The following is a 25,431-nucleotide window of genomic DNA, read 5'->3' on the forward strand; positions in this document are numbered from 1 at the left end:
ATGCAACAACTAAGTATTCTTTTAATCGCTCTTTTTATCACAACCTTTTCGTACGCACAGGATGCAAAAACACTGCTGAAAGAGGTTTCGGCAAAAGCCAAAAGCTACGATAACATTTCAATCGATTTTAAATATAATTTGAATAATTCCAAGGAAAACGTAAACCAAGAAACCCGAGGCGATGTTACGCTACAGGGTGATAAATATGTTTTGAACATGCTTGGAACCACCCGAATTTTTGATGGTAAGAATATTTATACCATCGTTCCCGAAGATGAGGAAGTGACCATTTCAGCATACAACGCAAAGGATGACAAGGAAATTACACCTTCAAAAATGCTCACTTTTTATGAAAAAGGTTACACCTATAAAATGGACATAGAGCAAAATGTAAAGGGGAGAAAAATTCAATATATAAAACTCACGCCTATTGATTCAAAAGCTGAAATAAAGGATATTCTTTTGGGGATAGATGTACAGACCAAGCATATTTATAAATTGATACAGACCGATGATAAGGGCACAAAATATACCCTTACCGTAAATTCATTCAAAACAAACCAACCCGTTTCCAAAACCTTGTTTACTTTTGACGAGGCTAAATATAAGAAAGATGGTTACTATATAAATAAGCTATAGCAGCATAAGTGAAAATACTGGACAGGTACATATTGGTTACATATTTGAAGACGTTCTTGAGCGTCTTCATTATTTTAATGTTCATATTTGTCCTACAGACTATTTGGCTCTATATTTCTGAACTTGCCGGGAAAGACTTGGACGTGTGGATCGTGCTCAAGTTTCTTTGGTACGTTTCCCCACGATTGATTCCTTTGGTGCTGCCACTCACCATTTTGGTAACTTCCCTGATGGTTTTTGGAAGCTTTGCAGAGAAGTATGAATTTGCTGCAATGAAATCCACAGGAATTTCACTGCAACGCGCTATGGGAAGTGTGATTGGTTTTATTGTCGTACTGTCAATTACAGCTTTCTTTTTCGCAAATAACGTGATTCCTTATTCCGAATATAAATGGCAGAACCTTCGGCGAAATATCTCGCAGTTCCAGCCTTCCATGGTAATTTCCGAAGGACAGTTCAGCCAAATTGGCGATATGTTCAACATAAAAGTTGAAAAGAAAACCGGCGATCGCGACCAGTTTTTGGAAGATGTGGTAATTCATAAAAAAAATGAAGCCAAACCAAACGGAAATTTTACTGTAATAATTGCCAATAATGGTGAATTGGCAAGCGAGGAAGGCAGCAATACCCTATCACTAATTTTAAAGAAAGGTAATTATTACGAAGAAATTCAGACTAAATCTGCAGTTAAGCAGAAAGGCGAGCCCTTTGCAAAAAGTTATTTTGAAGAATATTCCATAAACATCGATCTTACCGAATTAAACAATAAAGATATAGATAAAGAGAATAACCTCAACAACCAAAATATGTACAATATCAGTGAGTTACGCGTTGAGATTGACTCACTTTCTGATAGCTATTCTACCGATATTCAATCTTACACAAAAAACATGTACTACCGGAGTGGGGTAGAAAAATTCAAGGAAAATAAGGTTAATGATTCCGCAAAGTCCCCTACCATTAGCACGATTCTTGAGATTTACAATCCCGCTCAAGAATTGCAGATTGTAAAACTAGCACTTAACAATGCCAAAGGAACCCTACAAACCGTAGATGCAAAAAAGGTAGAATTTAAAAATAAAACCAAAAGATTGAACAAAACCGAGATAGCCTTGCATGAAAAATACGCTTTGGGTATTGCCTGTATCATTTTATTTTTTGTGGGGGCACCGCTTGGGGCGATTATTCGAAAAGGCGGCATGGGTTTGCCTATGGTGGTTGCTATTCTGCTATTTTTAACCTATCACTTTATCGGCATTTTTGCCAAAAACAGTGCGGAGGATGGAACTATGCATCCCTTTATAGCAACTTGGTTAAGCACAGCCATTATGCTGCCACTGAGCGTCTGGCTTACGTATCGCGCCACTACAGACCAAGGTATTTTTGATTTTGACTCCTTTATGCAACGCATAGGACGCTTATTTGGAATAAAAAGAAAAAAGAAGTCTGAATAGGAATACTATAATCCAAAATTTCTTTTAACTAATTACAGCCACACATTTTATATCTTTGCACCACATATTTAAAGCTATGATTTCCACAGAAAAAGAAAATTCCGTTAAACTCAACACGATTGAAGAAGCCATTGAAGATATTCGTAATGGAAAGATAATAATTGTAGTTGACGATGAAAACCGGGAAAATGAAGGAGATTTTATTGCCGCCGCCGAAATGGTGACCCCAGAAATGATCAATTTTATGGCAACCCACGGAAGGGGGCTTATCTGCGCGCCTTTAACCGAGGATAGATGCAATACCCTCGATCTAAATATGATGGTGGAAAATAATACCGTATTGCACCACACACAGTTTACCGTTTCAGTAGATTTAATCGGTCACGGTTGTACTACGGGCATTTCAGTACACGACCGCTCAAAAACCATAAAAGCACTGGTTGATGAAAATACAAAAGCCCGTGACTTGGGTAGACCGGGACATATTTTTCCACTTCGCGCTAAGCAGGGCGGAGTTTTAAGAAGAACAGGGCACACTGAAGCTGCTATTGATTTAGCGCGTTTAGCAGGATTGAAACCTGCGGGTATTTTAGTTGAAATCTTAAATGAAGATGGTACCATGGCGCGGCTACCACAGTTGATGAAGGTTGCCAAAAAGTTTGATTTGAAATTGATTTCAATCGAAGATTTGGTGAAATACCGAATGGAAAACGATTCCTTGATTGAAAAAAAGGAAGATTTCAAAATAAATACAAAATTTGGGGATTTCAGGCTTCGCGCTTACAAACAAACCACAAACGACCAAATTCATATTGCCCTTACCAAAGGCTCCTGGAAGGAAAATGAACCTGTTTTGGTTCGCGTAAACGCAACCTTGGTAAATGGCGACATTTTGGGAACCCTTACCAATAACGCCGAACAGAAATTGGACGATATGTTCAACGTAATCAATAACGAAGGAAAAGGAGCTATTGTTTTTATTAATCAACAGAGCCAATCGCTCAACCTTTTAAACCGTTTAAAAGAACTTAAAGAAGCACAGAAACCCAACGAAATCGCAAAAGCACCCCGTATTGAAATGGACAGCAAAGATTTTGGAATTGGAGCCCAAATTCTTCACGATTTGGGAATTCATAAAATTCGCCTAATTTCAAACAGCGAGCAGACCAAACGTGTTGGAATGATCGGATATGGTTTAGAAATTATGGAATATGTGAATTACTAAAGCGCCATCAGTATTGCGCTTTTCATAGCCTCTGCCCGTTCCCTTACTTGCTTTTCGGTCCAGCCAATTTTTATAAGTGATGAAATTGTACGGCCCATAATAGCATCACTTTTTGAAAAATCGGTATTGTTTAAATCTTGCATTTGGCTTCTAACTTCAGCAGAAAGATTACCGAGCGATTTTAAATCCCGTAGATGTTCCCAGCCGTTTATATAGTGCCAATTATTGGTGAACCAATAAAAACAGGCATCTACGCCAGCTTCAGCAAGGGCTTTGTGTGCTTTTTTGGTTAATTCTTCTGTGGGAAGAAAAAAGTTCAAAAATGAATAATTTTCCTCGCCACCTTTGGGAACCCTTCTGAAAGTAACACCTTCAATAGTTTCTAATACTTCCCGAAGAATAGTATAGTTTTCCTTTTGAGTCTTTAAAATTCCATCAAGTTTATCAAGTTGCGCCAATCCTACAGCGGCATTCAATTCAGAAATTCTGAAATTATAGCCCAAAAAAGGATGCGTTTCCGCCCCCCGATCTTTACCTATATGGTCGTGGCCGTGGTCTTGATAGTGGTCTGCGTGTAGTGCATATTTTTTATTATTAGTAATAACTGCTCCGCCTTCGCCACAGGTAATCGTTTTTACATAATCAAATGAAAAGCAACCCAAATCGCCATAGCTTCCCAAGGGTTTTCCTTCATAGGTTCCGCCAAGAGCTTGACAGGCATCTTCCAACAGGATTAAATCGTGTTTTTCGCAAATCGATTTTAGAGTTCTCAAATTTGCCATAGAGCCACACATATGAACAGGCATGACACATTTGGTCTTTGGTGTGATCGCAACTTCTACAGCTTCAGGATTTAATGTTAAAGTATCGTCAATATCCACTAAAACAGGAACAGCTCCTAAAGCTAAAATTGATTCAAAACTTGCCACAAAAGTGAATGTAGGCATAATAACCTCATCACCCGCGCCAATGCCTGCAGAAGCCAAAGCAACGGTCAATGCAGCTGTACCACTAGAAACTAATTGACAATAATCAGCATTCATTCTTTTGGCGAAAGTAGTTTCAAACTCCTTTGCTTTCCAGTGGTTATTGCGCATCCCTTCAAAACCATAACGCATCAATACGCCTGTTTCCAATACATCGTTTACTTGCTTGCGCTCTTCGGCGCCAAAAATTTCAAATCCGGGCATTTTTTAAATTATTAAGGTTGAATGGAGAATGTAAAATAGCTGTGAGCCAAAGATAATGGTTGTGCAATAAAATTAAAATTCTCAAGGGGTTAATTCACTTCAATAATAAGTTCATCAACGCCCCGGCGAACTTTTTTAAGATTGATGAAAAAATCTGACTCGTCGCGATAGCCTACGGGCAGTACGATTACAGACTCTAGACTCTTCTTATCCAAACCAAGTAATTCATCATATTTTTTAGGTTCAAAACCTTCAATAGGACATGCGTCAATGTTCTCTACAGCACAAACGGTAAGCAAGGCACCCAATGTAAGATAAAGTTGATTTGCCATCCACTGACGTATTTCTGGAGCTTGTTTTTCTGAAAAGTTTTCGATCAGGGCTTTTTCAAAAGGTTCCAAAATGGTACGTGGGGTGTTTCGCTGCCCTTCCACCCTTTTAAAATGTTCAAGAATAAAGGATTCATTAATATTTTTTTCGATACACAATATCAAAACATGCGAAGCATCACGGACCTGCGGTTGATTGTAGGTAAGAGGCATCAATTGGGACTGTAGTTCAGTATTTTTAACCACTACCAGTTTTAAAGGCTGCAAGCCATATGAAGTGGCTGTAAGGTTAAACGTTTCTTTTAAAATATTCAGTTTTTCCTCGGAAAGGGTTTTGGAGGAATCGAATCTTTTTGTTGCGTATCTCCAACGAAGTTTTTCAATTGTATTGGAAGTCATTTAATAATGTGAATTAGTATTCTCTACAAAAATAGCGATAAAATTTTTGAACTTTTACCGCTATTTATTTGTTACTAATTAAACAATTAAAAATTAACCTTCACTTTTAAAAACCCCACCAAATCTGCAGCATAGAACAGAAAAGAATTATTTTTTAAAGAGACATTCATTATTTTATGAATTTCTATAGACTTCACCACTTTATTCTTCAAAAGTAATTTTAATTCATATTTTCCATCTTTTAGGTGGTCATGAACGATCCAAATTTTATTTTCATCAACCAATAAGTTCATTATCCGGTCTCCCACCAGTTTGGAATTTTCATTGTTTTTAGCAATGTATATTTTCCCGAGTTTGCTATAGGTAAGTCAATCTTGTTTTGCAAACCACATAAAACCTGTATTATCATGAGCTATACTCATTACGCTATTTTGCGACAGTCTTTGCTCAACTGTAAGTTTACGAAATGCCATTTGCTTATTGCTCTGCAAAAAGGCCGCAAAGGAAATCAGGAAAAAGATGGGCAGCCTTAGTTATCTCATAATAAAGTGGTTGGCTATTTAAAAGTAATAAATAATTTAAGAGTTAAAATTGTTATGCGATAGAGCACATAAAAACATCAAAAAAGAAATGGAATATTTAAAAAAGCTTTTTATATTTGCATCCTCTTAGGCAAAACGCTTAGAAAACGCATACCACTGGAGAAATGGCAGAGTGGTCGAATGCGGCAGTCTTGAAAACTGTTGAGGGTCACACCTCCGGGGGTTCGAATCCCTCTTTCTCCGCTAGGGAATAGCTTAAATTCCACCAAAAGCCGATAAACACTATGTTTATCGGCTTTTTTCATTTCTTCCAATATCAAATAAAACTATCCTAAATCAAGTAAAAAGTGAGCTAATCGGTGAGTATTTTTTAATTCAATTTTTACTCACCGCATGAGTAATAACTTCAATGTTATTAAGGCTTTACAAAGAAAATGAAAAATATTTTATGTACCTTTAGAGAAATTTAAAATGTACTCACCTATGCAATCTACATTTTCTATCTTATTTTATCCAAAGGGAAACGATATAGATAAAAACGGGAACTCCCCTATCTATGCACGTATTACCGTTAATAACAAAAGAAGTGAGTTCAGCATCAGAAGAAAAGTTTCCTTATCGAAATGGAATTCAGAAGCGGGCACCATTAGAGGTTCATCTTCTGAAGTTGGTGACTTTAATAAGTATACGGCTGCTATCCGGATAAAACTTCATAAGATATATGAGAAACTGCTTGAAGAGGATATCATAATTACTTCAGCGATGATCAAAAACATTTATCTTGGAAAAAATATAAAACATAAAATGCTGCTGGAAATTTTTCAGGAGCATAACGATAAGGTCGAAAACTTGATCGGAAGGGATTTTGCCGCCGGTACGGCAGAACGGTATCGAACCGCCAAGAAACATATCGGTGAATATATTTTAAAGGAATATGGCAACGATGATATTCCCGTCAAGGACGTTGACCATACTTTTATTACCGGTTTTGAATATTACCTTAAGACAACGAGAAATTGTTCACACAACACCGCCATAAAGTATATCACAAACTTTAAAAAAATAATCAGGATTGCCTACGCCAATGATTGGATCAACAAGGACCCATTTGTCCATTGGAAAGCCAAGCTTAAAATTGTAGATCGGGAATTTCTCAATGAAAGTGAGCTTCAGGTATTAGTAGAAAAAGATTTTGGGATTCCTCGATTGGATCAGGTAAAGGATGTTTTTGTATTCTCCTGTTTTACAGGATTGGCCTATGCCGATGCCAAAAAACTTTCTTCGGATAATATTATCCTGGACATTTCCGGAGAACGATGGATTAAGATAAAAAGAAGCAAAACGGATACCAGAAGCAGCATTCCCTTATTGGCAATTCCGCAAGCCATTATTGAAAAATACGCAGAAAGCCCTGAAACGGCATCCGGAAATTTATTACCGGTATTGAGCAATCAAAAGACAAATGCCTATCTCAAGGAAATAGCCGATCTCTGTGGAATTAAGAAAAATCTTACCTTTCATCTGGCCCGACACACATTTGCCACAACAGTTACTTTGACCAATGGAGTCCCAATTGAATCCGTAAGCAAAATGCTTGGTCACAAATCTTTAAAGACTACGCAACACTATGCTAAGATCATAGATAAAAAAGTCAGTGAGGATATGAAGGCGCTTAAAGGTAAATTGGCAAATTATTCAAATATGGAAAATGCTTCAACCAATGTATAACTTAATAATGATTTTTAAGTTTTTTAATAGTTTATAAAACTGGGACCTATTGGGCAATCCGGGACCTATTGGCAAACCGGGAACCTTTACTATTTGATCAGCTATTATTTAATAAATACCAAATCCACACTTACTTTTCCTTTTATTCAATTTATACCAATGCCAAATAAGTATTTTTAACCATCAACTTTGGAAAATATTCCGCATTAAAACAATTTGTATCCTTATCATGAAAAGGACTAAATTTGGTTTCATTGCCCTTGGGAGTTCTTGATGTTTTAAATCTACCAATTTTCCGAACTTTCGCATAACTGTAGCCCTAGCAGCCAGATTTGCGATGTAAATTTTATGAATACACCAGTTGTAATGTTTACGGGCGGAATGCCGGTGGCAGCCCCAGGATGGGATTTTTTTTGATGACATTCTGCATCCTTTCCCGATGTTCCAAAAAAGTAAAAACCATGACAAAAAACGCATTTCTACTTCTAGTAAGTACCACCATTCTACTTTCGTGCAATAAGGACGATAATAACAATACCAATCAGGACTTTCAAGATTTTCAGTCGCAGCAATGTGTTACTGCCATAGGGTTAACGGGTCTGTATTGGGATTATGCAAACGGGCTGCCAGTGCCATTGACAGAAATACCCACCATTAAAAATCCTGGAACGTATTTTATACATAGTGACTACCCGCAATTGGGCTTTCAGATGCCGCAGGGGTACAGTGCTTTTGAGGTATCCAGTAACAATCCATCTAGTGTGGGTGTTAATGTTATAAGAAACGACAATCAGGTTGTATGGCGTTATGTGCCGTTAACTTCCTTGCCTGGCCAAGTGGCCATTAATGATGCCATTGCTTTTGAGGTAAACAATATGTTTGCCTTTTATAACTTCAATGATAATTTTAATGTAATATGTACAGCTACAAGAACTACAAATTTTGATGGGTTACAGATAACTTTTGGAGCGCGTTTGATACAGTTTGGGGTTTTTACAGGTTTGGTTTGGGTGAATACACTTTTTGAACCCGTGAGCGGTTTTACCCAAATGGCATCCTCTGTTTCTGTGGCGCCTACGGCTGAGTTTAACAAGGAGGTTTTCGATACTTTTTTGCCAATTAGTTTTCAATTATTGGTAATAGATGATGGGGTGCGCGATTCAGATTTGGATGGCTATCCGGATGAAATAGACGCAGAGCCTTTTAATCCTAATGTACATTAGTAAGTAATTAAGGAAAGTGCGGTTCGGCTTCACTAAGTAAAGGCGCCAGCGCGTTAAGGACATTATGAAATTACATTAAATTGGGGGAGATTATGAAGTGGCAGAGAAGTATCTAGGAAGTATCTATGGAGTACAGACGGCATGGAGTCGGCATGCGGTTGGCTTGGGATGGGCTTGTGATCGGCTTACGGTCGGCATGGAGGTGGACTACGCAAGGGGAAAATTACTCTCGGAGATATAGTCCAGAAGCGAATTAGAAGGAAGTTATAAATATACAACATTGAAGGGGCGGATTGCAGGCATTTTTAAATATTTTATCATCAACAAGCTTGAGTATTAAGGAGTTTAAAATGACACCGGATAGCGATAAACAATTCCATCTTTTAGCGAATTTGGAGCTATAAGCTTTATGTTATAAGTAATATGCTTTAGGCGATAAGCTAGAGTATATCATCTTAATCTTAATAGGTATAGGTTTTTTTTATTCGCGCAATGCTTTTAAACTTAATAAAGCGAAACTCGTAAATCTCCTAAATCGATTGCTTTTTTCATCAAGGTAGAAAGAACACCTCCCTCCCACTTAGAAAAATCGTAAAAGGTTTCGCTTTGAGTGAAGAGCATACCAAATATAATAATTTTGCCATTTTCAAAAAGGAGTGAAGGGCATTACAAATGCACCCTTAAATAGACAAGCTTTCCAAAAGCGCGCCAGTGGGGCTGTGCAATGGTTACCGGTGTTGTGCCCAGTACTATTCCGTAATAATGTATGCACCTACTTTTTTTGTCGGCATCCAATCAACTACAATATTAGGAATTCTATTGTTTAAAAATTGATCAAAATCAACTTTTAATAAATTGTAATCTCTAATTTTAATATCAGCAATATTTATTTTACTTACAGTTTCTCCTGTATATATTTTAATTCCTTTTGTTTTTGAAGCGAACAGTACATTAATCGCTTTCAATACAAAATATTGAATATATGAACTATGCAAATAGGTGGTATGCACAAAATCATTTGCCCACTGGTTTATATCGATTATCATTTGAACATCAAAAGGAAAAATAATTCGAGAATTAGATGATTTTACCTCTTCTTTTATAAATTCCCAAGATATTTGTGTGAATCTTTTAACAGGCAGTCCGCTTTGGTCATTTATTGAATAATATCCTATAAGCTCTCTACCAAATACTTCTAATAACTGTCTAATTTGAAACATTACGACAGGCTTTAAATCTCTTAAATAGAGGTCTTCCATTTTTGAAAACTCCTCAATTCTAAATAAAGTTCGAGCTGCTGAAAATAAATCAGTTGGAGATAAATATTTTCTTCTACCACTATTTAATGAAATGGAAGTAACTGTTTTTTTTAAGTCAACTTCAACACTAGCAATCAGCCACTCTAAATCAATTTTCAGATTAGATATTGTATGTTCAAACGCTGATAAGTTTTTTAGTTTAACAACACTTTTTAAATATTCAACATATTCTAATGATAGGAAGAGGGACTTTTTAATATATTCATTCCAATGAGTTTGATTTTTAAACTTCGTTTTTAAAACAGTTGAAGCAAGATTTTTTTGATTGTATGTTTTGCCCTTTAGAAAAGTATTACAATAGTTAATATGCCAATCAAAAAAGGCGTTTAGTTTTTCAAGAAGTTTCTTTTTATTATAATAAGTATTTTTTGTTTTATAGGTCCAGCTTTGAGCTGTGAGTTCATCTAATTCTTTAAATTCAAGAACATTATTTTGTATCTGTTGTTTGTAAACTATCAATGTATTTCAGATATTAGTTACAACATGTGTATAAATGAAATGGTTATTTCCCATTTACCAAACATTTGCTCCATTAGTTTCTTATAAATTCAAAAATAAGTTCATATTCGTAAAACCGTAAAGGTAGGTTTTTAAAACAGGGAGAATACCAAATATAATTATTTTCTCTTTCTTTAAAAGCAAATGACATTTCAAAATCATCTAAAATATTGCCGATTTACAAAAGCACACCAGGTAAGTTAAATAGTTTTACTTGCTAAGCAATCAAAAAACGCTCTCTTAAATTTTGATTAAATTAGACTAACTAATAATATTCAAATGGAATGGAAGAAAATATTTATATCAAGGCAATGGAAATTGGCTATAATCACAATAACGGAATTCATTATTCAAAAATGAAGGCAATACTTGAAGAAAACTTAAATTTCCAAATGAATAAGGCTAGAGAATACACTTTTTTAAGTTGGTTCTTAAACCATTTTCAGTCTCAGGATTCTGCTGATATATTGCAGGACACCCTTTATAAAATAAAATTCTATATTTTAAAGGGTGGAGCAAAACACAATGAAAAAGCATATGCCGAGATAATGACACAAAGATTTTATATAAAAGGAGAGACTGTAAAGCAATATGTTGATTATCTTGAATTAAAAGAATCCCGTGAACAAGCCAAAAGTGCACAAAAAGCATCTACAATCGCCATAGGTATTGCCATACTGACTTTAGCAATATCCATTTATTTTTCAGCTACAGCCCCAAAACCTCCTTTTAATGTAAATATTCTAGAAAAATCAAATCCGGTTAAAGAAACCATTTCACTGGATCCAGAATATAGAGTTTATCCTGATAACGAAAAAGATGATGCGATGATCCAAGAGGTTTATGAGCTCAAGAATGAGATTAATAAGGCAGAAGAACTCATTGAGTATTATGAATCTGATGATTATAAAAAACGCATCAAAGCTTCCCTATTAGATTCTAAACTATAATCAAAGAAATTTTGCACTATGCATTAAGTTATTTTAGAAGCTAAAACTTACGCAAACCCAACCATTACGGAAAATCATAAGAGTGGGTTTTTAAATCGGGCTGAATACCGAATATAAAGTTTTTTGCATAGACTGTAGGCTTTAAGCTATATTCCAATAATCCAAAAATCTAACAATCCAACAGTCTAAAATCGCTATCTATTTCATTTTTAGCAGGCACCAAAAAAAACCGCTCAAAGCGGCTTATAGGGGTGAGATATTTAAAAATAATGGGGTTGTGAAATGGTTACTGATGTTAGTAACAGCTTTTGTTAGCAGTATTTCTCAATTTCTTCTTGATAAAACTGGATACCAATGTATATCAAATTTAGTTAGAAGTATATTGTGTACAAACTTTACAAATTCCGAACGAAAGTTGTCATTTATATTTAAACTACTTTCATTCAAAAAATCATTTTCTTTTAAAATTTTGAAAATTTCTCTTGCCTGTTCATAAATAGAAACTCTTTGTTTTTGTCGTTCAAAAAACATTTCGTTTGGGTTAATAATTTGTGTTTTTTTAATTTCGATTGGTTGTGAAAAAAGTATCGCCATTCTTTCCCCAGATTTATACACTAAATTATGATGTCCGCTACCGGGAGGTGGGAATCCGTTTAAGTCAAATATTGCAGAATTGAAAACTATTCTATCGCATTGGTAATATTCTAAAAGCGAATCGTCAGTATGAAAATCAGGAGTAGCATAATAAACATTATTCAACGGGTTACTCAATTGCTTTAAAAGCTCGAATTGTCTTGAATTCGTATTTATTTTAATTCTATAAAACTCGTCATTGAATACATTCCAATGATGAATATTCTTTGCGTTTTTTCTTGTAATATAATTTGGAATTTTGAATTGAAAGAAAATATTACCATTTATTCCCATATCATAACCACCATTTTCTCTTCCTTCCATAACTGTATTTGGAAAAATTGGAAGCGGAATTATTGGGAAAAACCGTTTCAAATATTCGAAAGTGAAACAAAAAGAATATTGTGTTTCGGAAAAGTCGCAACTCATATATTATTTTTTTTTAGTTATTGCAAACAGGTATTATAAAAATAGTTGCGGGTTTAATTTAGAACTAAACCGCAATTCCTTTTATACATTTTTGTTTGGTAACGTTATTCTCTCTTTAATTTTTCTTTTATCCAACCAATATTTTCTTCGGTTGGTGGTATAAATGAAACTTTATTATCTCCTTCCGATTTCCAATATGTATGTTCATCGATATATCTGAAAAAAGTCAATTCCGTTGTAATTCTTAAAATCATTGTTACCATTCCAATAATTCCGATTATGACTTCGACAGGGACTTCTTCTTTGTCTTTATATTCTATCATTGGATACCAATCAGCGTGAAGCGAATTGATATGAATTTGTTTTTTACTTAAAATTCCCCAAACTTTTCCAAAAAGAGGAATTTGTTTATTCGCTACAGAAATTGAATAAGTTGATTTAATTTTATCATTATTGAAATCATTAAGCATATTTGGTTCAATAATCAAATGAGTAACCGTAGCACACATTTCAATAACACTTCTCAATAAAATTCCACTTTGTAACCTGAAACCACATCTTAATGTTTGAACAGAACTCGCAACCGTATTTGATGAGTTTCGCAATAAATCTCCACAAGTAATTATTAATTCCTCTTTATTAACGTGAGCTTGTTTTAGTCCAACATAAATTAAAGGCATTATTTCACTCAAATCAGAACTTATATTGGCAAATTCAGTTGAGTAAATTTCATCAAAAGACTTATTTATTTTAGGACTTATTTTTTGGAGTTGATTTATTAGCTGATTTCTTTTAAAAATCATTCTTTCGCCTTTTTCCTCGTCAGTATAAACTCCAGCAATTTCCTCTTTTGGAACACCACTTTCTTTTGCTATTCTTTCTAAATATTCATCTTTATTCATAGTGTTGTTCTAATTGCACATATTTCGCTATATAGTAACAACTATTAATGTCACACTAGGATATTCAAAACTTTTAAAGCTTATTTACTGCGCATACTTTTCAAATTTAACACAAAACCCAAATATTTCAAAAAAACCTTCTAAATCACTTCCGCCCTGGCATTCTGCAACTTCTAATCTTTCAGGACGGCAACTCGATCCTTTTTGGAGCATCGAAGTTACATCATAGCGGGGAAGGTTTTAAAAGAGTGAGTTTTATTTGGAGTATTTACTGTCAAGGATAGGCGCAGCTAAATTGGTAGAACGGCGAAAATTATATAAGCAGTTTACTTAATTTTCATTTCATGAATTTTTTCTTTATTTCTATCGGATATGGGTATTGTAATTAGTTTGACAGATTTATCATCCGTTGAAGTTACCATTCCTATTAAGAGACCATTTGACATCTCAGATACCAGTGCACCGATTCTTTCTTCTGGATTATTAATATTTATCAAAATCTTGAAATTAGTCTCCATCTTTTTTAATTTTTGGATTAGTTTAAATTCCACATTAGCTCCATTTATTTTCACAAACTCTTCTCCTAATTTTATGAAAATATTATTCGATATGTGTATTCTTTGGTTAATGGAAATTTCTTTTTCAAATCCTACTTCATCAAATTTTGCTTGAATTGAATCATCTTTCATGATTGAATTAAGCAAATTATGGCAGAGGGTTTTTATATTTATTGGATCATCAATATTAGAACTATTTTCTATAAATAAGGGAGATTCATTGGATATAGTTTGGCTCTCTTTACTTGTCAACTCTCTTTCAAAAATGAGAGTAAAGAATGGCTTATTAATAATTGTTGGCACTATCTCACTAGTAAAAAAATCATCTCCAAATTTTATATGTTCCAAATCGATTCCCTGATTTTTTTCCCAAACTCTCAAATGATATAAATCTATCCCATGATAAGCTGCTTTAGAGATTGCTGGCTTCGTAAAGCCACTAGCAGAAATAATTCCCCCTTTCTTTATGGATGGAGAATCTTTAAAGTGTATACATAATTGTTCAACTTCTGGTGAACCTAATTTTCTGGTATGGTCTTTAACTTGCAATCCTACGAATGATACTTCTTCTCCATCTTCATTAATGTACTTTACAGAAATATCAATATCTCTTTTACGTTGTGCCGCAATATCAAGAACCATTTTACCTAAAATAATTTCCACACTATCAGGATTAGATAATTTGGTTAATATGCCAGCAAGTAAATGAGTGTCTGTAGGAGTTAGCATAATATTGTATAACTGCTGTTTAAAGAAATGAAGATACAAAAAGTAACATTTGAAATGCGAGATTATATTGACACGCTTTCCAAAGTGCGCCAGTGGGACGACTTAATAAAATCTTTTATGTATTCATTTTATTTAATATTTGTTGATCGTAGGGGATTATCCCAAAATCACCATCTATAATTTCATCGCCATATCTTTCCCATATATCATTGAAACTTGTTCCAATTGATTGTTCATTTCAATCAGTTTCAGTGATTTGCATTACTGGTCCATTATAAATATTACATTGGGTGGAAGTTACAATTAAACCATCTTAATTGTAATGTTTCATGTCTTCAAATATTTCCTTAGTTGTATCATAAGCGGCTTGGTCGTTTTCGAATTTGGAGCCAATAGGATTTTGACAAGCACCTACAATGAGTCTTCGAGTCAGACCAAAATAGTATCTGGAAAATTTGCCTTGGCGGTATGCCATTAAAATATCAATCCAATCCAAAAATTATTTTTTTTCAACTCATTGCGCACAACGATTAGAAATACCGCAGAAACCGGATAAATTTAATATTTTCGGATAAGCAGCGACGGTAGCAATGAAGCATGGATTCGGACACGGTCGAATCCTCGTAATTGCGTTTATACATCTTTGTTGCCACACGTTTTTATCCTTTTTGCTTTCATTTATTATGATTTGATTTCAACTTTTCTTTAAGTTCTTCATAAGTCATTTTGGGTGAAGTTTTCCATTCGTCCAATATTAACCTGTCTTCTTCAGGCATTGATGCTATTTCCATTCCCAACATTGTGTAAGTCCCGTCTTTAAAAGGCATTGAGGTTTTAACAAAGTTTATAACATCCAAAATCAATTCTAAACATTTTTGCATATAAGCCGATTGATATTTTATCTCAACATCTATTAAGTAATATGAATGGATGTATGTGCTTAATTCGTGTTGAAAGTCTTTTGATTTTTTGTAATCATAAAATTCATTATCTATGTCTAAAATCTCGCAAACTGCTTGTAAAAAATTTTGATACTTATACTTTAAGCTTCCTATTTTGCTGTTTACTCGGTCAATTCCATTCTTTGGTTTGGAATCTTCAATGATTTGTTCCCTTTCCTCTCGTTTTACAGAATGTAGCAGAAAATTTAATTCCATTAATTCAAGTGCAATTCTGCATTCTAATGAGGCGTAAATCAACGATGAGGCATTTTCGTTAGATTTTGCTATATTAATTAATTCTTCCGCTTGTCTTATTAAGTAAATTGGGTTACTAATACGCACATCAGGTTTATAAATCATTTCCTTCATTGGTTCATTTTTTGTTAAATGAGTGGCTAACTTGTTTATCCTTCCAGCTTTATTGAATAGACATTCAATTTGTTTTGCTATTCCGAAATTATTGAAAATTTCTTTATATAGTTTCCAAAGATAAAACAAACTCAAACCCCCACCCATTACGGTAAATCTTAAATCGGGGAGAATGCAAAATAATAACAAATTTTAGTTTATACAATCGCTAAAAGTGGACTGCCCTATAAAGAGAAATTTAAGTCGAAATTGTAGAAGAAATATTAGGTATTTAACTTAGATCTTTGTTAAGCAACGTTATTTACCAATTCCAACGAATAACATACCTAGTCGCATATTTGGTAGCTTTTATTTCAAATTGATAAATTATACGATTGTCCTCCATAGACACCTTTTTTTCTTCAGTTATAATTCGTTCAAAGGTTCCTTCATTTTCAAAAATGTCAATTGAATAAGGTTTTCTTTCTAATGAAAAGTCAAAAATGATTTTCATTTTCTTTGATTGATGCCATTTTTGAATAAACCAATATTCTTCAGATTCAGGAAAACAATCAATTAGGAAGCATTTCAATTGCCTTTCTATTGTTTCGTTTTTTAATAAAGGTTTGGTGAATTGACTTTTGATAAAGGTTCTTTTATCATCAACTACATCAATAGATACTATTTTTGCTTTTGTAATCTCAATATTTTCAATTTTACCATCCACTATTATTCCATCAGTGTGAAAATTATAATCGCCTCGAACACATTTTAGGACTTGATTTTTCAAATAAGTAGTTCTATGGCCTGATTTATCAAAAGTTAGAGTTAGATCAGTACTAATAGAAACTATTTTAGATGATTCCAATCTTTTTTTATTTCTCTCAATGACAGAAATTATTTCATTAATACAATTCTTATAATTTTTATTGAATTTGATATACTTTTTGTCTTTTAAAAAAAGAGGCAACTCTATGTCATCAATAACAATTGGTAAAATCAAATTATCTTTTTTCTCAATTTCAAGCGTTATTGCTGCTGTTATTTCCTTCTCAACCCAAGGACTTTCTAGTGCTCTTCTTGAAATAAACAACAAAACATAATCTGTCATTAAAAGCCCTCTCTCTATGGATTTTAAGATTGAATCACCGATTAAAATTGAATCTTCATCAAGCCAAACATCAAAACTTTGTACTTCCAATAGTTTTTTAAATTTTCTCACTATTGGTTTGTCAATACTCGTATGACTTAAAAAGATTTTTTCCATATAGATTGCATAATGTTGCCTAATGGTTAGTATAAGAATAGGAGCCGATTGAGTGACCTTTTCCTGTCAAGTTACGAGAAAGTTGGAGCGGGTTACAACCCTTGAAAATACTAGTATCCCGGCAATTATTTTTATACATTGTGCCTGTTGCACAACCACCTCTTCAAATATAACAAAAGGCTTGTATAAAATTGAGAAGTTTATTAATTTCATGCCTATGCAAGGCAAGAAAAACTATCAGGAAAAACTCTTCACAAGCTTTAAGCTAAGTGACAGGGTTTCAAAAGAAAATTTTTACCGACGGCTAAAAGAAGTTCTAAACCTGGACTTTCTTTACCCACTCACCAATAAGTTCTATGGACAAAGTGGGCAAAAAAGCATAGACCCCGAGGTCTTTTTTAAGATATGCTTGGTGGTCTATCTGCAAAGCATAACCACAGACCGTGGCCTGATGGATCACTGCAGTATGCGTATGGACATCCTTTATTTCCTGGACTATGATATTGACGAGCCTTTACCTTGGCACAGCACCATCAGCCGCACACGGCAACTTTTCCCGGAAGATATTTTTGAAGAAGTCTTTACCCGTGTTTTAAAATTGTGCATAGAAGCCGGTCTGGTAAGCGGCCATACCCAAGCCATCGATTCAGCCCCTGTAAAGGCCAATACCTCGATGGACAGTCTTGAGATCAAAGTGCCGGCAGATGAACTTGAAGAACACCTTTCCAAGGTGCGCGTACAGAGCAGCAGGGACAGAAAGGCCAAAGAGAACAAAGCGCCTAAGGAACAACAAGAGATAACGGCCAGTAAAAAAGAATTACAAGAGATCAAGAGCCGTAACAAAAGATGGAGCGAAGACCAGGATATGCGCCCGGGAGCCAAGAACAAGGGCAGCCGTTACACCAGCAACAAGACCCATTACAGTCCTACCGATCCCGATTCCAGGATAAGTGTCAAGCCCGGGAAGGCAAGAAAGCTCAACTACCTGTGCAACATAAGCGTAGATACCGGGAGCCACGTGATTACCGATGTGCAGGCTTACCACGCCGACAAGAAGGACAACCAGTATTTGCAGGACACCGTGGCAAGGCTCAACAGGCGGTTGAGAAAGGAGGGAATGATCTGGGAGCACCTCTTGGCAGACACCGGCTACAGCAGTGGGGAGAACTATGCCTATCTGGAAGCCAGGGGCATTAAAAGCTACATTCCGCCCCACAGCCTGCCCCGAACTTGCTTTGGGGGGACTTACAAGGGCGGCCCCGAAGGCTTTAAATATATAAAAGAAGGAAACTACTGGCTGTGCCCACAGGGAAAGAAAGTAACCTTCCGCAAGCAGAAACTTGAAAAAGGCACATTAAAGGATAATTATTTTACAAAACGAAGTGATTGCAAGGGATGTCCCATCAAGGAAAGCTGTATAGGTAAAAGCCACGAAAAGCGGATCAATATCACTGCTTACCGGGAAGAATATGAACGCAACATAGCGAGAATAAAAAGCCCCACTGGTCGGTATCTAAAAAGCAAACGGCAAAGCACCGTGGAGCCTGTCTTTGGAACCCTCAAGGAGTTTATGGGTCTTCGCAAGGTCAATACCATTGGCATTAAACAGGCCAATAAATGCATGCACCTCTCGGCGATGGCCTACAACCTCAAGAAATACCTCAAGTTTATCCAAAAACGCGCAAAGAGCGGGGCGGAAAGCCTTGTTTTGTATTTTTTGCCAAAAATAGTGCTTCAGAATGTAGCATGGCATTTTTTAAAGGCACCAAATTTGGTTCATTCTCAAGCCTGACCAAAAAAGCAAAGCCGCTCATAGCGGCGTATATTGGTTTGGTTTTTAAAAATTATGGGCTTGTTCAACGGTTACAGATGTTGCCCTCCGGCTTTTTTACGTTTCCTTTTAAATATCTTCTATTCGTACAGGTTTCATAATCACAGAAAACCATCCCATTTGTGGTCCAGAAAATCCAATAATCTTGAAATTGCCTTTTAATCTCTTGGATGCTTGTCTATTATCATAAAAAAAATCGTCGCCGCTTTTTACATCTATTAAATATTCAATTCCCCCAATTAACTTTTCCCTTGCGTCAAAGTAATAAGAAAAACAAAATTTCGAATTTTCATTAATTTCATAGTTTTTATCATTGTCGAAATAAATATCTATGAAAATTATTTTACCTTGATTTTTAGTAACAAATTCAAACAATTTTTTAGTTACGATCCCATCATTTTCGTCAATTCCAATACGTCCTTTAAATTGAGGGATTTTATTATTTTTTTGGTATTCTTTGATTTGGAAAAAAAGTGCTATTCCGCCTACTAGTAATGCAAATACGCCAATAGCAATTTCCATAAATTTATTTTTCTAATTCAGGATTTGGTCTTAATCATTTGTCTGACATCTGCAATATCTACTTACCAATAATGCTCCTCTTTTAAATTTACTAAAAGCTGATTTTTATTTTTACCGTGTACTGTCCAATATTCATCATAATTGGATTGTGTCAATAATTTTCCGCTGTAGACATTATCGAAATAGATTTCATCTCCTATTTCAATTTCATCAATTTTGTATTTATTATATGCCATTTTTAAATTGTAATGAGTTATTTCAAACTTGTGGGCAACATATTTTCAGTTTCAAATCCCGTGATGGGCATTTCAAATGCAATAATAAATAGACACGGTTTTCAAAAGTGTCTTAGGTGTAATGCCATTCATTCTTCCATTGCTTATATTGGATCTTTAACGGCCAAAAATTTTTAGTAAATATAAATTGTTCTATTTAATGCGCTTATATCCCGAACTAGAATATAATGACAATAAATGACGATAATTTATAGTAAGCGGTTGACCGGTTATTTTTCTTAAAAGTAATTTAACCCTTTTTAAAGAATAATTCTCTTTAATACTTGATAATCTTTCGATCAAAAAGAAACTTTCTTCATTCGATAAGTCCTCATACCTATTGAAATTATGATGTTTAATAGCGTTTTTAATTCCATTTATTTTCGGATGAAATCTAGCTGAACTTAAGTATAAATTTAGTATCTCATTTTTTGTTAAAATCTTTTCAAGATAGAGGGCAAATATTATTTCTAAGATTTTTCTTCTCCACTTTTTATTATAATCTTTAATAAATAAGGTGCGTGCTAATTGCATAGTTATTGTTGAACCACCACTTTTAATTAAATTGAATTTTTTTCTAACTATTTTGAACCTACTTAAAAATCCTCTAATTAAAGATTTTGCCACAAAACCTTTGTGCGTTTTAAATTTCGGATCCTCAATACCCACCAATATTTTTGTGAAGTTTGGATTCTCTTTCTTAAAATATTTAGACCTGGCATAATATTTTAAAAAATGATGCTCAATATTTTCTACCAGACTTACATTTAAAATTTTTGATATTATAGTGGCTGTAAAAAATAGAAACCCCTTTCCAAATACTGCAACATCTTGTTTAATTAAAGTAATTGTACCAGTTGAATTAGCCGCTTCCGAAATAAACCAGCCTTCAAATCTATCTTTTTTGACGTTTTTTAAAAATACAAATGAGGAAATTTGTCTGCCATTATTATTTGTATGTTCATATATAAACTTTAATCTATTCTTTCTCGCCAGGTGCCATTCATAATCCCCATTAATTTTAAATTTGGTTCTTTCTTTAGCAACATAGTCTTTTAATCCTGCCTTTAAAGTAATTTCGGAAACTTTCTCTCCGGTTCCTTGTACATTTTTATCAGAGTGTAAAACATTAATCGTTGAAACGAGCTTCATTCCTATATATGGATTATAATCACTATTGTAAATCGTCTCATACATTAACCACCTACCGCTAATATTATTTTTCTTACTTAGGTAATCCTTAATAACAAAGAATACTATTCCCAGGAAAAGACCGGTGATAATTCCTGAAAATATTGATGAAAAAACCTCTTTGGTTAGAAAAAAATCAACAATCTTTATGAAATAACTGTATAAACTACAAATCATAATCATTTAAAATTTTTTTTCAAATATAAAACAAACTCAAACCCACCCATTATGGAAAACCATAAGAGTGGGTTTTTAAATCGGGGAGAATACCAAATATAAAGGTTTTTGCTCTATAGAACCGCCCTCTATTTAGTGTTTAGAAGATACCTAAAAATTTTGGGGTGGTGCAACGGTTACCATGGTTGCCAGTAGTTTTTTGTTCATTTATTTAGTAATTCCACAATAAAATCTCTAACTTTTTCAAATGCAAAAATGAAAGCAAGTATTCCAATAATTAATGAAACAACTTGTAGAATAAAATTAGTCCTATAAGTATTAAGTTCCTCTATATTTTTAAAAACCATATTAACATCATCTTTTTTCTTGGTCAAGTATTTTATTTGGTCTTGAAATTTTTCGATATAATAACTCAATATATTAGACTTCTCCATTTGTCTTCTATTTTTATCTGAATATTCATATTGACTAACATCACTACTATGATTTATTAAAAAGATAAGTGCTCTGTCATTAAATTCATTCTTGTATCTATTTGTAATTAAATTCAATTTTGTAATTTCCTTTTTGAGTTTTAAATATTTATTGTTTTGATGAAATAATAAAAAGTACTTATAAAACCTCCATTTATTGGTGTTTTCCAGAAAATCGTACATTTTTCTTTTAATGTGATTTAATTTAGAAAACTCCTCATTCAATATTGCATCAAAGACACAAGGAAAAGCCATACTTTGTAATAAATAATAACTTTCAAGCCAATCATAATCTGTATGGTCACTTCCAGTTCCAATTTTTTTACCGTGTTCTTCTTCTTTTATTATATATACTGCGTTATTTCCTTTGTTTGTATAGATATCAACAAGTTCATCTTTTGAGGTAAACTGAATAATATTTGAAAAATTAAAAAAAGAATAAAGACTATTGTTTTCCTTATGTTTTTTAAATTTCTTAATTGAATAATGTTCAATTTTTGGGATTTTATGAGTTAGTTTTGATGTAGTAAAATATCCATTTAAATGTTTTAAGAAGTTATAATCTAATTGAAACTGTAAATCTGAAATTAGATTATCAATATTTTCTCTTGTTAAGCTACCTTTAAAAGAAGTATAACCTGTAAAAAGTCTGTGTTTAAATATGTTTTTAAAAGAATGAAAATGGCGAGTAGATAAGCTTGTCTCTGAAGATTTAAAGATTTTGGCACTAATTTTATTAAACTTTTCACTTGGTTTTACTTCAATATGTAATATGAAGTACGATTCATTAGTTTTAATGTATGAAATGGTCAAAAAATCAACATAATCAGAATGATTTGTTTTAAGTTCTTTAAAGTTTAAGTTAATTAGGTTTCCAAATCCAGATGAATCTAAATCAATTTTGATTTTAGTTAGTTTTTTTTCTAATTCATCTTTATATCCAATTTCTTTACCGAATCTAGAATGTTTAGATGAAAATTTAGAAATAAGGTTTTTTTTGAAATTGTCAAATTTATCTATTTCTATAACTTCAAAAAAACTGATATATGGTAGTTTTAATTTTTTGTAATTTTTAGGTTGGTTTTTTGAAATTATTCTATCTGAATAGTAGTTTCGTGAGATATGAATTTCTCTATCATTTCTCAATTTAGTATGCCTATCAATTACATTGAGTTTCTTTTCGAAGTATTTGCTTTCTAAAAGAAAGTTGTATAGTTTTTGTTTTATTTTATAAGCGTATTCTTCTCTTTTTTCAGATTTAGTTTTATGCTTTTTATCGTAGTAGAAGTAATTTTCGCTTTTCACTATTTTCTTTTTCGGGTTTGAAGTGCCATATTACTACCAATTTGTTCAAATCGGCTACTTTGTATCCTTAAAATTCTCCTATTAAGCAACTACGCACAACTTATTAAAATATTCCTATTATCACGTTCCAAATATAAAACAAACACAACCCCACTCATTACGGAAAACCGTAAGAGTGGGCTTTTAAACCGGGGAGAATACCAAATATAATAATTTTATAGGAGTTGATTTAAGCCCTCTGTTTCAGTTTTACGTTTTTTCGCAAGTATGATTTAATGTTAGTTTCGTTTTGTAATTCCCTTTTCTTTAAGAGAATTATTTGATTAGCATTTTCTATATAATTGAAATTGATATTGGCATACTTTAAAATCGACATCCTAATTTTATATTTTCTGCTATCGGCAATAAATTTATATCGACTTAAATTCATAAAGGCCGTCTCATACTTTATGTAAAGCACTGTAAAGTAAATTAAAGGTACAAAGAGAAGTGTGAAAATGGGTGGGAGTAGAATGGACTTTAAATTGCTTAATGTAAAGAATTCAGAATAATTGGTTGTCAATTTATATATACTATAAATTAAAATTGCAAATCCAGTAATTGTAAGTATGCCTTTTAATAGTTCTGCAATAATCTTTGTATTTGGATCCTCTTTTTTCAGTTCTGCAACTACTGATAAAAGTGAAATAAAAGATACAATCGGAATTAATATTAGCTCCCCAACGAGTGAGAAATTATAAAATCCAATAATAAATTCAATTATAATGGTTAACGAAAGTGCCGTTAAAATTACCGTGGCAAAGTCTTTATAGGTTTTTAGATTATTAGAATTGAAAAACAATACAATTCCCGTGGTTAGAAACCAATAAGTAAAATCTTTATAAAGCGAAAATTCCCATATAGCATACTTATTTAAAAGACTTATAATTATACTAAAATAAACTCCGAATGTAATGTAGAATGGAATGAATTTTTTAGAGAATAATGCCTTTATTACACTCATTAATTTTCCAAAACTTCCTTTTGCTTTAATTATCAAAAATGTAAAAATTATTAATGTCCAAATTATTATGGAAATTTCTCTATTGGAAAGTAGTTTGAAAAATTCTAACATTATTAATTGCTAGGATAATTGCATATATATTTCACCTGTACCCAATCAAATTTCTAATCATCCATTTCAAATATAAGTCAAGCGTAGATACCATCATTACGGAGAACAGTAACAGTAGGCATTTTAACCGCGGATAATACCAAATATAAAGTTTTTTGCTAAATAAAACCGCTATCTATTTCAATTTTAGAAGATACTCAAAAAAACAAAGCCGCTCAACGCGGCTTATGTGGTTTTTTAAAAAATCTAAGGGTTGTGCAGCGGTTATTGATGTGGGCGGTAGTTTTTATTTATTAAATTCAAATTTTTCATCTCCAACCTCGAAAGTTGTTTTAAATCCATTTTGGATAAATTTCATTCCTAGGTCAAATGGTTCTTTCGCATTTTTTCCTTTAAATGACACATAAGTCTCAGCTGTTTCATAAAAAACCATTCTCAATGCAATTAGTCCAAAATTATCTGGTTTAAGGAATTGATAATAAAAAACTTTTGGATTCTCACCTTTAATTTCTCTATTCGATTCATATTCTAACTCAAAACTCTTTTTGAGCATTTTTTTGAACGTCTGCATATTTTCGTCCGCATATTCAATAAATTCTAAGACCATTTTTATTTCTCCTTCAAATCTTTCTTCGAACTCTTGATAATAAAGTCCGTAAGCGATATGTTCTAAACAATCAATAAGTCTTTCAGTATTCGGATTTCCTATTGAGACCAGTCGAAATTTTCCATCTGTTGTTTTGATTTTTGCATATTTATGATTTCTCAAAATTTGCTTTTCTATAAAATCTTTATTTTTTCTTTTTAATGACCTGTTGGCTTTAGTTATTTGATGGAAATTTCCAACAGGATTATTTTTCATTAAACCTGATAAAGACAATAAAAGAAATTCGTCATCGTCTGATTTTTTCGAATTGTGAACATCGCAGGAAGGAACTGTAATTAAATCTTTTCTATAATTAATTCCCTTTGTATCTTTCATTTCAGGAAATAAGCAAATCGGTGGAACGTGCTCTCTAGAAGTCGCTTTTCGTTCACATTTATAGCATATTTCCTTGTTCATTGTTCAATTCGTGTTCCTTTGTTCAAATTACTGGCAACTTGTTTATACTCCCACCTCTATTGGGTTGAGCCCATCAGTCTGTTTAGCTATGCCCAAGTTATTAAAAAAATTTCTTTGTATAGTTTCAAATATAAAGCAAACAAAAACCCACCCATTAAGGAAAACCATAAGAGTGGAT

The 25,431-nt window shown here is 33.3% G+C and carries 21 protein-coding genes and 1 tRNA gene; 8 read left to right on the forward strand and 14 right to left on the reverse strand.

Annotated features, from left to right (window positions below; genetic code table 11):
• The 3 genes from JK629_RS14120 (at position 1) to ribB (ending at position 3,318) form a co-directional block, all read left to right on the forward strand.
• Complete coding sequence (locus tag JK629_RS14120; protein ID WP_202336245.1) at positions 1 to 639, forward strand: LolA family protein; 639 nt, start codon at positions 1 to 3, stop codon at positions 637 to 639.
• Between the two features lie 8 nt (positions 640 to 647).
• A complete protein-coding gene (locus JK629_RS14125) occupies positions 648 to 2,093 on the forward strand; it encodes an LptF/LptG family permease (RefSeq protein ID WP_202336246.1) in 1,446 nt (481 codons plus the stop codon).
• A 76-nt stretch (positions 2,094 to 2,169) separates the two neighbouring features.
• Positions 2,170 to 3,318, forward strand: a complete 1,149-nt coding sequence (gene ribB / locus JK629_RS14130) for a 3,4-dihydroxy-2-butanone-4-phosphate synthase (RefSeq protein ID WP_202336247.1) — start codon at positions 2,170 to 2,172, stop codon at positions 3,316 to 3,318.
• On the opposite strand, the gene JK629_RS14135 is transcribed toward ribB, so the two are convergent.
• A complete protein-coding gene (locus JK629_RS14135) occupies positions 3,315 to 4,508 on the reverse strand; it encodes a DegT/DnrJ/EryC1/StrS family aminotransferase (protein WP_202336248.1) in 1,194 nt (397 codons plus the stop codon). The two genes, ribB and JK629_RS14135, sit on opposite strands and share 4 nt — an antisense overlap.
• Positions 4,509 to 4,597: 89 nt before the next feature.
• Positions 4,598 to 5,236 (reverse strand): NAD(P)H-dependent oxidoreductase, encoded by a 639-nt coding sequence (locus JK629_RS14140; protein ID WP_202336249.1) that lies wholly within the window; start codon positions 5,234 to 5,236, stop codon positions 4,598 to 4,600.
• A 700-nt stretch (positions 5,237 to 5,936) separates the two neighbouring features.
• On the opposite strand from JK629_RS14140, the gene JK629_RS14145 reads away from it, so the two are divergent.
• The 3 genes from JK629_RS14145 to JK629_RS14155 all read left to right on the forward strand — a co-directional run bounded on the left by JK629_RS14145 (position 5,937) and on the right by JK629_RS14155 (position 8,729).
• A tRNA-Ser gene (locus JK629_RS14145) sits at positions 5,937 to 6,021 on the forward strand.
• Between the two features lie 240 nt (positions 6,022 to 6,261).
• On the forward strand, positions 6,262 to 7,506 hold the full coding sequence (locus JK629_RS14150) for a site-specific integrase (protein WP_202336250.1): 1,245 nt from the start codon (positions 6,262 to 6,264) through the stop codon (positions 7,504 to 7,506).
• Between the two features lie 461 nt (positions 7,507 to 7,967).
• Positions 7,968 to 8,729: a hypothetical protein gene (locus tag JK629_RS14155; RefSeq protein ID WP_202336251.1), complete on the forward strand. Its 762-nt coding sequence runs from the start codon at positions 7,968 to 7,970 to the stop codon at positions 8,727 to 8,729.
• Positions 8,730 to 9,478: 749 nt separating this feature from the next.
• On the opposite strand, the gene JK629_RS14160 is transcribed toward JK629_RS14155, so the two are convergent.
• Positions 9,479 to 10,507, reverse strand: coding sequence for a hypothetical protein (locus JK629_RS14160; protein WP_202336252.1), 1,029 nt, complete (start codon positions 10,505 to 10,507; stop codon positions 9,479 to 9,481).
• 323 nt (positions 10,508 to 10,830) lie between these two features.
• Between JK629_RS14160 and JK629_RS14165 the strand changes: the two genes are divergently transcribed.
• The gene (locus JK629_RS14165; protein ID WP_202336253.1) at positions 10,831 to 11,496 is read left to right on the forward strand and encodes a hypothetical protein; all 666 of its coding nucleotides are present in this window, start codon (positions 10,831 to 10,833) and stop codon (positions 11,494 to 11,496) included.
• A gap of 324 nt (positions 11,497 to 11,820) precedes the next feature.
• On the opposite strand, the gene JK629_RS14170 is transcribed toward JK629_RS14165, so the two are convergent.
• From JK629_RS14170 to JK629_RS14190, 5 genes are all read right to left on the reverse strand, one after another.
• The gene (locus tag JK629_RS14170) at positions 11,821 to 12,453 is read right to left on the reverse strand and encodes a hypothetical protein (protein WP_202336254.1); all 633 of its coding nucleotides are present in this window, start codon (positions 12,451 to 12,453) and stop codon (positions 11,821 to 11,823) included.
• A gap of 209 nt (positions 12,454 to 12,662) precedes the next feature.
• Positions 12,663 to 13,460: a hypothetical protein gene (locus tag JK629_RS14175; RefSeq protein WP_202336255.1), complete on the reverse strand. Its 798-nt coding sequence runs from the start codon at positions 13,458 to 13,460 to the stop codon at positions 12,663 to 12,665.
• A 326-nt stretch (positions 13,461 to 13,786) separates the two neighbouring features.
• A complete protein-coding gene (locus JK629_RS14180; protein ID WP_202336256.1) occupies positions 13,787 to 14,746 on the reverse strand; it encodes a restriction endonuclease in 960 nt (319 codons plus the stop codon).
• A gap of 674 nt (positions 14,747 to 15,420) precedes the next feature.
• Positions 15,421 to 16,245, reverse strand: a complete 825-nt coding sequence (locus JK629_RS14185; protein ID WP_202336257.1) for a hypothetical protein — start codon at positions 16,243 to 16,245, stop codon at positions 15,421 to 15,423.
• A 112-nt stretch (positions 16,246 to 16,357) separates the two neighbouring features.
• Positions 16,358 to 17,302 carry a toll/interleukin-1 receptor domain-containing protein gene (locus JK629_RS14190; protein ID WP_202336258.1) on the reverse strand — a complete coding sequence of 315 codons (945 nt, stop codon included), beginning with the start codon at positions 17,300 to 17,302 and terminating at the stop codon, positions 16,358 to 16,360.
• Between the two features lie 217 nt (positions 17,303 to 17,519).
• On the opposite strand from JK629_RS14190, the gene JK629_RS14195 reads away from it, so the two are divergent.
• Complete coding sequence (locus tag JK629_RS14195) at positions 17,520 to 19,094, forward strand: IS1182 family transposase (protein WP_202336259.1); 1,575 nt, start codon at positions 17,520 to 17,522, stop codon at positions 19,092 to 19,094.
• 108 nt (positions 19,095 to 19,202) lie between these two features.
• Here the strand turns inward: JK629_RS14195 and JK629_RS14200 are convergent, their stop codons facing one another.
• The 6 genes from JK629_RS14200 to JK629_RS14225 all read right to left on the reverse strand — a co-directional run bounded on the left by JK629_RS14200 (position 19,203) and on the right by JK629_RS14225 (position 25,253).
• Entirely contained in the window at positions 19,203 to 19,655 is a 453-nt protein-coding gene (locus JK629_RS14200) for a hypothetical protein (RefSeq protein WP_202336260.1), read from the reverse strand.
• A gap of 62 nt (positions 19,656 to 19,717) precedes the next feature.
• A complete protein-coding gene (locus JK629_RS14205; protein WP_202336261.1) occupies positions 19,718 to 19,891 on the reverse strand; it encodes a hypothetical protein in 174 nt (57 codons plus the stop codon).
• 192 nt (positions 19,892 to 20,083) lie between these two features.
• Positions 20,084 to 21,298: a biosynthetic peptidoglycan transglycosylase gene (locus JK629_RS14210; protein WP_202336262.1), complete on the reverse strand. Its 1,215-nt coding sequence runs from the start codon at positions 21,296 to 21,298 to the stop codon at positions 20,084 to 20,086.
• Between the two features lie 203 nt (positions 21,299 to 21,501).
• Entirely contained in the window at positions 21,502 to 23,076 is a 1,575-nt protein-coding gene (locus JK629_RS14215) for a hypothetical protein (protein WP_202336263.1), read from the reverse strand.
• 229 nt (positions 23,077 to 23,305) lie between these two features.
• Positions 23,306 to 24,190 (reverse strand): hypothetical protein, encoded by an 885-nt coding sequence (locus JK629_RS14220; RefSeq protein ID WP_202336264.1) that lies wholly within the window; start codon positions 24,188 to 24,190, stop codon positions 23,306 to 23,308.
• 286 nt (positions 24,191 to 24,476) lie between these two features.
• Positions 24,477 to 25,253, reverse strand: coding sequence for a hypothetical protein (locus JK629_RS14225; RefSeq protein WP_202336265.1), 777 nt, complete (start codon positions 25,251 to 25,253; stop codon positions 24,477 to 24,479).
• Positions 25,254 to 25,431: the final 178 nt, after the last annotated feature.

Source organism: Aequorivita iocasae (assembly GCF_016757735.1).
Lineage (GTDB): Bacteria > Bacteroidota > Bacteroidia > Flavobacteriales > Flavobacteriaceae > Aequorivita > Aequorivita iocasae.